Source organism: Mesorhizobium sp. M5C.F.Ca.IN.020.29.1.1, from assembly GCF_003997375.1.
Lineage (GTDB): Bacteria > Pseudomonadota > Alphaproteobacteria > Rhizobiales > Rhizobiaceae > Mesorhizobium > Mesorhizobium wenxiniae.
The window spans coordinates 1-1,506 of sequence record NZ_RZSW01000929.1; the positions used below are offsets into that span (position 1 = coordinate 1).

A 1,506-nucleotide genomic window follows, 5' to 3' on the forward strand; every position below is an offset into this window, starting at 1 on the left:
TGCCCATACCCTGCAGGAACAATTGCTGCTCGCTGCTCCGCTTATCGTCGCCGATCCCGCCGATGATGCAAACGATGAGCAGGAGGTCGTCATCCTGCTTCACGATTTCTCGTTCTCATCGCCGGAGGAATTGCTGGCCGGCCTGCAGAGCAAGAACACTGGCGGCGCCATGCCAATAAACGGCATGGACCTGTCGGGTGACGCCGGCGGCGCCATGGCAGGGATGAGCCACGGCGGCATGGCGATGGATATCAACGACATCGAGTATGACGCCAATCTGGCCAATGACCGCTCACTGGACGACCCCGAGATCGTGCCGGTCGAACGGGGCGGACGCCTGCGGGTGCGGATCATCAATGGCGCCACGGCGACCGCGTTCACGATCGACTTCGGCGCGCTTGAAGGCGAGCTGATTGCGGTCGACGGTCAGCCTGTCGAGCCGGTCAGGGGCCGGCGCTTTCCGATGACGACGGGACAGCGCATCGACGTCCGCGTGCGGTTGCCGCGCGACCTCAGCGCCGCCTTCCCGATCCTGGCGCTGCGCGAGGGGAGCAAGGAACGCACCGGAATTGTCCTGCGCCCGGCAGGAGCGGCGGTGGCCAGGCTCGGGACGGCCGCGTATGTCGATGCTCCGGTTCTCGATCTGACGCTCGAGGCGCAACTTCGGGCAATAGTGCCGTTCGCATCACGTCGTGCCGACAAGACGTTCGATATGGCGCTGACCGGCGACATGGCCGCCTATCGCTGGCGTCTCGAAACCAGCGCTCCGATCCTGGTGGACACCGGCGATCGCGTCGAGGTCACGCTGCGTAACGACACCATGATGGCCCACCCGATGCACCTTCACGGCCATCGTTTCCAAGTGGTCCGGATTGATGGGCAGCGCTTCCAGGGTGCCGTTCGCGACACCGTGCTCGTGCCGCCGATGCGCTCGATCACCATCGCCGTCGATGCCGGCAATCCCGGGCAGTGGGCCTTCCATTGCCACCACCTCTACCACATGGCGAGCGGCATGATGTCGACCTTCGCCTACCGAAGCTGAGACATCGCCGGACGTGCGATCGCCGCCACCAACTGCGGCATGGAGAAGGATGATGAATAAGATCAATCTGGAAGTGCGCGACCTAGTCGGCATGATGGACTTCGCGGCGGTCGAAAAACGTCTCGAGGCACTGCCGGGCGTTGCCGGTGTCGCGATGAATGCGGGGTCGACCACCGCCACCATCGAGTTCGACGAGGGGCGGACGAGCCCGGAGATCCTTGCCCGGGAAATCGAGGCCTGCGGCTTCCATTGCCGCGGCGAGACCGTGCCGCGGCATCTGTGCATTCCCGGCAGCACGACGATTCCGCCGGGGCATCCGCGCGCGATCTCCGGGCACGCCGGGCATGATCACGCCGCCATGGTCCAAACGGGTCCAATGGACCGGAGGACAGTTGCGGCCAAGGTGCCGCACGACGCCATGGCCCATGAGATGGGGCACGGCGCCGGCATGGACATGCAAGACA

At 65.1% G+C, this 1,506-nt stretch carries 2 protein-coding genes; both read left to right on the forward strand.

What is annotated here, in order from left to right; genetic code table 11:
• Positions 1-1,042, forward strand: a 1,042-nt coding sequence (locus EOA85_RS35085) for a multicopper oxidase domain-containing protein (protein ID WP_127212717.1), incomplete at its 5' end; no start/stop codon positions are given.
• Between the two features lie 49 nt (positions 1,043-1,091).
• A partial coding sequence (locus tag EOA85_RS35090; protein ID WP_245486337.1) for a heavy metal-associated domain-containing protein occupies positions 1,092-1,506 on the forward strand: 415 nt, incomplete at its 3' end.